Raw genomic sequence first — 8,168 nt, 5'->3', positions numbered from 1 at the left:
AATCGCTTTCTGTTGCCCGGCTCAGGAAAAAGGCAAATGGGTAATTACCCTTACGTACATAGTATATACTCTGATTGGGGTTAGATGCATCGTCTCCCTGCCCAAAATACTTCTTGTTTATTTTGGATGTCGGCATTTCCTGAGGAATATGCACTTCCCATCGCAAACCGTCTTCATCATTTTTGAATATAAAAGCTTGGGCTTCAGATTGCTTTGAAATGGGCTTACTGTAATTAACGGTAACCTTATATTCTGTTCCCATATTTTCTTTCACATTTGTGGTCAAAAGATATACATTATCCTGAGGCTCGTATTCAAATGTGGTTTCTGTAAATTCCTTTTCACCTTGTTGGCGAATAGAGTAGGTGGTAGATTCTATGTTTCCTTCCGTTTTGAGACGGAATGCTAAACCGTTCTGGTTACTGGCTATATTTTGGAAAGTCTTGAAAGTAAATGATTCGGAATATATTAGATTTTTTTCATCGAAAGTGCTGCCATAGTTATATCTTACGACCACATCATTCATATCATAATCTCCCTGACTGGGCCAAAGGTCTTCAAATGCGTATGTACCTTTCAGGAAGTCAATGCTTGTCTTGTCTTCATCAGGATTAGTTACAGGAATATCGGTGATAGCATCTACCGGATTAGATTTTAAAGTAATGACAACATCGCTGAAATTCTCGTCAGTCATATAATCTTCAAAAGAAGTCAATATCCAATCACCATATCTATAAACAGCAGTACGCGGTTCTTCAAAGTTCACGCCTTGATCGTTTAAGCTCAAACCGCTAGAGGTGGCGGCGCGATATTTCTTGTATCCGCTAAAGCTGCCAACATGATTGCTCCAGCCATTGGTTGCCAGAACAAAACCGATTCTGTAACCTGCGGGGAAGGTTGTAGTAGCGCCTTCTTTACTTCCGGTTGCAATATTAGGATAATACATCAGTTGTACGGCAGTCAGTGGGTCAATACCGGCACTTTTCTTTGCTTGATTGGGGTTATTAGACCAGTTACCATCTTGGGTGTTAGGAAATAACATGATTACATGGGCATCATTCAAGTTCTTTGGTTGTTCTCCGTCTTTATAATAATAATATCCCAATGAACAGGTCCAACAAGTATTTTGTCCCAGAAATGTAACTACTACTTCAGCATCCTTGTTGACGTACATATCCGAATAACCGCGATATTCTTGTGGACAAGTTGTATGAGTGTTTATAATACGGGTGTGCGCAGTATATAAACCATCCTTTTTAGTTGCTGCTAATTTTCCCTTGTACTTATAATTAATATCCCCGTTTTTATACAGATTGTATGTACCTAACCAGGTTTTCCATACCTCATTTCCGTATCTATTACTTACCAGATAACTGTCGTATGGAGTACTGGTATTAGTAATTGTACGAGTATCAGTACTAGTATTATCTGTTGCTTCGATACTTCCATCCACAACATTTGCCTCCATCAGGGTTTGTGCAAAGAAAGCGGGAGAATAGATATATACTTTTGTCAGGTATGAAGGCAATTCCAGTTTACCTTGGTAAGTACCGTCTTCTTGGGTATAGGCAGCAAACAGGTAATTTACATCCTGACGTTTGGTATAAGTACCATATTCGCTTTCGACGACAGGCATTTCATCATACACTTCAAAATAAACATTTGATTGTACAGCACCATTTACGTAATTTACATTTAGGTTTACGTCCTTTTGTACAGTAGAGAAGGGGAAGGTGTTGAATTCTTTTTCATCTTCCTTAGGGCCTTGATAAACATCTTTGTCTGTGCAGCTGCTTAATGCAAATGCAGCAATTAGAGTAGTTCCTAATAATTTTTTCCACATATTATTTAGTGTTTAGAGATAATTCGCGTTTTCTTTTTCCGGTCTATGTGTGATCCTTACAAATGCAAGAGAAATCAGTGCTCGGTTGACGTTCGTAGAAAATGATCATAATAAACAACTGCAAAGATATTGTATAATTCTTAAATATACAACTAATTTCTTGCTTTATTGTTCGAAAATTCTTCTTTATTAGTCAAAATCTACAATTTTACTATATGTGTGGGAGATTTCTTTAGTCAAAAATTACAAGAATTTAATAGAGATATTACCGTATTGTTCATTATAGAACTTCACTTTTAGAGTTATGTAATATGTTAAGTTGCTGTGTTTGTGTTAAAAATAAAAATCCCTATAATCAATAAGATTATAGGGATTTATTATTTTAGTTAAGTAATTATTTACTTGCTCAAAGCTTGAGCTACGTCTACCGCACAAGCCACTGTACAACCTACCATCGGGTTGTTACCAATTCCCAGGAATCCCATCATTTCTACGTGAGCAGGAACTGATGAAGAACCAGCGAACTGAGCATCTGAGTGCATACGGCCCATCGTGTCGGTCATGCCATAAGAAGCCGGACCGGCTGCCATGTTATCCGGGTGAAGAGTACGACCTGTACCACCACCGGAAGCAACTGAGAAATAAGGCTTACCAGCAAGCATGCGCTCTTTCTTGTAAGTACCTGCAACCGGGTGTTGGAAACGAGTCGGGTTAGTAGAGTTGCCAGTGATAGATACGTCTACGCCTTCTTTCCACATAACAGCTACACCTTCACGAACGTCGTCGCAACCGTAGCATTTTACTTTGGCACGTTCACCGTCAGAGTAAGCGATTTCGCGAACAACTTTCAGTTCAGAAGTATAGTAGTCGAATTGAGTTTGTACATAAGTAAAGCCATTGATTCGAGAGATGATCTGTGCAGCATCCTTACCCAAACCGTTCAGGATACAACGCAGAGGTTCTTTACGTACCTTGTCTGCTTTAGCAGCAATTTTGATAGCGCCTTCTGCAGCAGCAAATGACTCGTGACCTGCCAAGAAAGCAAAACACTTAGTCTCTTCGCGCAGCAACATAGCTGCCAGGTTACCATGACCGATACCAACCTTACGGTCGTCGGCTACAGAACCCGGGATACAGAAAGCTTGCAGACCGATACCGATAGCTTCGGCAGCGTCAGCAGCATTCTTGCAGCCTTTCTTGATAGCGATAGCTGCACCTACTACGTAAGCCCACTTTGCATTTTCGAAACAGATCGGCTGAGTTTCTTCACACGTTTTATAAGGATCAAGTCCGGCAGCGTCGCAGATGGCGTTAGCTTCCTCGATGTCTTTGATGCCGTTAGCGTTCAAGGCTTCAATGATGCCTTTGATACGACGGTCTTGACTTTCAAATTTTACTTCTCTAATCATAATTTCTTTCCTCCTTATATTATTCGTGACGTGGATCAATATGTTTAACTGCTCCCTGCTCAGGTGTTACGCGACCGTAAGTACCGGTAACTTTCTTCAATGCTTCGTTAGCATCTGTACCCTTCTTGATTTCATCCATGAATTTACCCATGTGAACGAATTCGTATCCGCAGATCTCGTCATTCTTATCCAAGAAGATATTCTTGATGTAACCTTCGGCCATTTCCAGGTAACGAGGACCTTTTGCCAAAGTACCGTACAGTGTACCTACCTGGCTACGCAGACCTTTACCCAAGTCTTCCAAACCTGCACCGATGATCAAACCACCTTCAGAGAAAGCGGATTGAGTACGTCCGTAAACGATTTGCAGGAAAAGTTCGCGCATTGCTGTATTGATAGCGTCGCAAACAAGGTCAGTATTCAATGCTTCGAGTAATGTCTTACCCGGAAGGATTTCGGCAGCCATAGCAGCTGAGTGAGTCATACCAGAGCAGCCGATTGTTTCAACCAATGCTTCCTGAATGATACCTTCTTTTACGTTCAAAGTCAGTTTACAAGCACCTTGTTGAGGAGCACACCAACCTACACCATGTGTTAAACCTGAAATATCAACTATTTCTTTTGATTTTACCCATTTGCCTTCTTCGGGTATGGGAGCCGGTCCGTGGTTAGGACCCTTCTTTACAACACACATGTGTTCCACTTCGTGTGAATAAGTCATAATTAGCTCTTTTTTTAAGTTATATAAATTAAAAAACGTAATCCACTTTCTAAAATTGCTCGCAAAGTTACTCCTTTTCTTTATTTATGCAAATCGAGTTATCTGACTTTTTTTATAAAAATAAATAATAAGAGACAGTGATTCTGTGTATTGCAATCTCCACATTACAATAAAATTAACGGGGACTTTTGAAACTGTACTTTTTCCCTCCGGAATAAACCTTGATGACGGCAGGTTCAGTAAGAGCGTATTCGGCCTGTTCGTCAAGACTTTGATGTGAGGTTATAATTCGTCCCGATAAATCATAAATGTCGATACGTGCTCCGGCGGAGAGTCCTTTAAGGACAATTCGTTTTTCTTGTCGGATACATTTCACTGCATCCGTTGCATTGGCGGAGGGAAAAGAGATGTCAGTAGTAGTACCATATAAATTGAAATCATTGCTACTTGGGGAGTTATTACTATTTTCATAGCAAGCCTTCATCAAGTGATCTACGAGGCTATTGATGTAAAGCTCCAGATAAGAGTATCCGGTTGTCGGTTCTATATCCCGATAGCTTTTTCCGACGGGAAGATATTGAGCAGCCCAGTTATCAGGAATGCCGTCATTATTAGAATCAGCTGGCTTTTCTTCGCTGCTATATAGGAGATATCCTTCGGTATCGGCTTGCGAGTCAATTAATCCGTTGCTGCTGCCGTTGTTTCCTTCGTAGGTATAATTCCCCTGTTTGGTTTCAGAAACAATACGCTGGTCTATGGCATCCCGTTTCAGGCTGGCACCTGCGTAAGCCAGTACTTTTTTATATGCTTGGGGGGCCGTATGGGTGCTTACGGGTGATACAGTGAACTCGACGTTACTTTTGATACTTTCTTTACTCCCGTCCGGTAAGTCTGTATTTTTGGTATTGGGATGAATACCTTCCCAGTTATCAGCGTTGGCATCGGCTATCAAACCAAGCAACTTATCTTTCTTTTTGTGGTTTTGTATCTGAGGACAGGTATTATCAAAATAATTGCCATCTACATAGAATATTCCCCAGACACCTTTGGCATTCTTTTGTGTACCGTCGTCTGCATTCGGTTGGAAAATACGGTTCACAAGCTGGTCTTTGGTAGAAGTGGAAGGACCGGGCTTATAGTAGTTATTAATAAAGTTATAGCTGCCACCCTCTCCGGCATAACCACTATTGATAGGCCCCCAATTATAAAATACATTATTTCTCAGGTCAACCAGTTCCGCATCGGGAGTACCGGTGTAGCGGCTACCACAAAGACGGGGAGTCCGGCTGCTATGATGTGCCAATAAATTATGGTGGAAACTGGCACCTTCGCCACCCCAGATACCACCATAACCATGGCCGCCTTTACCATGTACGGAGTTGGTAAGACTTTCGCTGAGAATACACCATTGCATGGTAAAATTACTTGTTGTCATAGAAGGAAGAACATTCGTCGGTACTCCAGCTCATCGTGCAATGGTCGATAATGATGTTCTGATGGTTACGTCCCCACAAAGCATCATCTTCCGTCTTTTTCTCGTCGCCCATGCGGCAGCGGATAAAACGGATGATAACGTTATCGGCCTTCACAGCCACTGAGTAATTCTTCAGACAGATGCCATCACCGGGTGCTGTTTGTCCGGCAATAGTGATATTAGCATTCTTAATTTCAAGGGTACTGAGCAGGCTGATAGTGCCGGATACATCGAACACAATCGTACGGTTACCTTTTTTGAGTCCTTCGCGTAGTGAGCCGCTTCCACTATCATTTAGGTTTGTGACGTGATAAACATCTCCGCCGCGTCCTCCGGTAGTGGTGTAACGGGCAAATCCCTCGGCGCCGGGAAAGGCGGGAGTTGTTTGGGCTTGTGCAAAGACTGCACATAAAAGAATGATAAATAGAAATGCGTAGTTTCTTTTCATGGTTTTATGATTTATATTCTGATGGGACAAAAGTATGCGTTTTCTGAGCAATGAATGTCGATAAATTCTTTTTCTATGTGGAAGTTTAGGTCTTACTGTGTCATTTTTTAATAAATTTTTCCTATTTTCGCATTAGAATAGAGAAAATAAAAAGCTGGTGGTTACAGAAACTTCTTATACATTTATTAGTATTAGGCTTGATGAACGGGAGTTCCATAATGTTTTTGATAAATATTATGTGGCGCTTTGTTTGTTTGCAAACCAATATACAGAGAATGAGGAAGTCTCTGCGGATATCGTGCAGGATTCTTTTGCTAAGTTGTGGCAGATCAGAGAAGATTTTTTCTATTTGCATCAGGTCAAATCTTTCCTTTATACTGCCGTACGTAATAAGGCTCTCAATGAACTGGAACATTCTAAAGTGGTATTTGAATATGCTCAGAAAGTAATTGAGAAAAGGAAAGATTCTTTTTTCCATGATGCAGTAGTCGAAGAAGAGACTTGTCGGATGCTGACGGATGCCATTGATAAGCTTCCCGATCAGATGCGGGCTATCATGCGATTGGCCATGGAAGGAAAAAAGAATGGAGAAATAGCTGAGTACCTAGATGTATCCGTTGAAACGGTACATACTCTTAAGAAGATTGCCTATAAAAAGCTTCGTATATATCTGAAAGACTATTACTATTTCCTTATTCTTTTCTATTTGTAAGCGGCCGGTTAAAAATAAACATCGTTTCAGGTTTCTTTCTACAACCGGCCCGTCGTATCTCCGTACTAGCTCCGTACTATCTCCATGCCATCTCCGTGTCATCTCCGTATCAAGTCCGTACTAAGTCCGTTCGTATAGATACGGAGATGATACGGAGCAGATACGGTTCGGGTTATGAGAAGCTTTTATTTTTTCGTCGATAAATGGAATACAGCCATATCACTTTCCGTTCCTATTCTGAAAGGCGGTCCCCAAAGAGATAATCCGCTGGAGACGTATATGTGGCTGTTTCCCCATTGCCGATAGCCATGGCTTTGTTCATAGATATAGTCTGTCACCCAATTCATGGGCCATACTTGTCCACGGTGTGTATGTCCGCTGAACTGTAAATCTACACCGGCTGCCTCGCTTTCGGTCAGTTTATACGGCTGATGATCCAACAAGATGATGGGTTTACTTTTATCTATCCCTGTCATCAACTCTTGCAAGGAGCGGCGGGCCGTGTTCGACCGGTCATCGCGTCCTATCAGCTGTATGCCGTTGGGAAGCGTGACTACTGAATCGCGCAGCAACTGTATGGGTGTATCTTGTATGAATCGGGCGCTTGCTTTAATGCCACTGATATATTCGTGATTGCCGGGAACCATATAAACACCCAATGGAGCTCTTAATTCCGACAGTTCCTCCATCATCTTTTCAGTGTAAAGAGGTACTACGCTGTTATCAATTAAATCTCCTGCGATCAAGATTAAATCGGGATTTTGTTCATTAATCATTTTCACATACCGTTTCAAGGCTGTTTTCCCGGTTCCATTACCCAAATGCAGATCACTTACGGCAACTATCTTAACTGGTTTGGCGTCACCGGCTAAAGGTTTGTCGAGGGCGATGTTGATTGTATTTGTCTTAGGATGACGGTAATTATAGTATCCATATCCTAATAAGACGACCGTGAATATTAGAGAGAGGATGAAACCGTAGTTGAAGGGGACACGGCAGAGTCTCAGCAGATCAAACGCGAGCAGGAACAAAACCATGTATAGAGTGAAGATCAGCCAGCCGGTCCCTACTTCATACATGGTATGGGATAAGAAAACCGGCATTTTTATATTGCGGGTTAGCATAGTTCCTACGATGGATAAAGTCGCGAGCCAGAATAATACGGCCAATGAAATTTTAATTCCACAGGGAAGACCGGATAACGCTTGCATACCCCTGTAAAATATATAGGTATTTCCGCCAAGGTATACGGTAATAAGAATAATGAAGAATATCGGCATAAAATTTATGTATTGAGTTTAAGTGGCAAAAATAAGCTAAATTCCGGTTTATTAAAAAAAAAGTGCTTTTTGATTCACCATGATTTTAATTACTCCTGTTTTATTATAAAAGACAACGAAAAAAGTTCAATTTATGATAAAACAGGATTTTTATATAGCTAATATTATAGCCAGGCACTTATCCGGTGAAATCACTCCTGAAGAGAGCGTTCAATTGGAGAGTTGGCGAAAGGAAGATTCTGCCCACGAAGCCCTCTTCCAGAAAATATGCAGTAAAGAGA

5 protein-coding genes and 1 pseudogene are annotated in these 8,168 nt (G+C 41.2%); 1 reads left to right on the top strand and 5 read right to left on the bottom strand.

Annotation, left to right across the window (positions count from 1 at the left end):
* The 4 genes and pseudogenes from BACCELL_RS23395 to BACCELL_RS23380 form a co-directional block, all read right to left on the bottom strand.
* On the bottom strand, positions 1-1,843 hold a 1,843-nt coding region (locus BACCELL_RS23395; RefSeq protein WP_007214606.1), incomplete at its 3' end, for an LruC domain-containing protein.
* A 398-nt stretch (positions 1,844-2,241) separates the two neighbouring features.
* Positions 2,242-3,252: a GGGtGRT protein gene (locus BACCELL_RS23390; RefSeq protein ID WP_007214605.1), complete on the bottom strand. Its 1,011-nt coding sequence runs from the start codon at positions 3,250-3,252 to the stop codon at positions 2,242-2,244.
* A gap of 19 nt (positions 3,253-3,271) precedes the next feature.
* Positions 3,272-3,973 carry an iron-sulfur cluster assembly scaffold protein gene (locus BACCELL_RS23385; RefSeq protein WP_007214604.1) on the bottom strand — a complete coding sequence of 234 codons (702 nt, stop codon included), beginning with the start codon at positions 3,971-3,973 and terminating at the stop codon, positions 3,272-3,274.
* Positions 3,974-4,148: 175 nt separating this feature from the next.
* Positions 4,149-5,895 (bottom strand): annotated as a pseudogene (locus BACCELL_RS23380) (pectate lyase family protein).
* Positions 5,896-6,052: 157 nt separating this feature from the next.
* Here BACCELL_RS23380 and BACCELL_RS23375 point away from each other — a divergent pair.
* Positions 6,053-6,607: an RNA polymerase sigma-70 factor gene (locus BACCELL_RS23375; RefSeq protein WP_007214601.1), complete on the top strand. Its 555-nt coding sequence runs from the start codon at positions 6,053-6,055 to the stop codon at positions 6,605-6,607.
* 185 nt (positions 6,608-6,792) lie between these two features.
* Here BACCELL_RS23375 and BACCELL_RS23370 read toward each other — a convergent pair whose 3' ends face one another.
* Entirely contained in the window at positions 6,793-7,887 is a 1,095-nt protein-coding gene (locus BACCELL_RS23370; RefSeq protein WP_007214600.1) for a metallophosphoesterase, read from the bottom strand.
* Positions 7,888-8,168 lie beyond the last annotated feature (281 nt).

Source organism: Bacteroides cellulosilyticus DSM 14838 (genome assembly GCF_000158035.1).
In the GTDB taxonomy this organism is placed as follows: domain Bacteria; phylum Bacteroidota; class Bacteroidia; order Bacteroidales; family Bacteroidaceae; genus Bacteroides; species Bacteroides cellulosilyticus.
The sequence above is the reverse complement of the archived record's forward strand: the minus strand, read 5'-3'. Positions and strand labels throughout refer to the sequence as shown.

What these genes read in the sequence shown, in the direction of transcription:
- BACCELL_RS23390 (WP_007214605.1), bottom strand. Translation starts at nt 3,252, where the DNA reads ATGATTAGAGAAGTAAAATTTGAAAGTCAAGACCGTCGTATCAAAGGC.
- BACCELL_RS23385 (WP_007214604.1), bottom strand. Translation starts at nt 3,973, where the DNA reads ATGACTTATTCACACGAAGTGGAACACATGTGTGTTGTAAAGAAGGGT.
- BACCELL_RS23370 (WP_007214600.1), bottom strand. Translation starts at nt 7,887, where the DNA reads ATGCCGATATTCTTCATTATTCTTATTACCGTATACCTTGGCGGAAAT.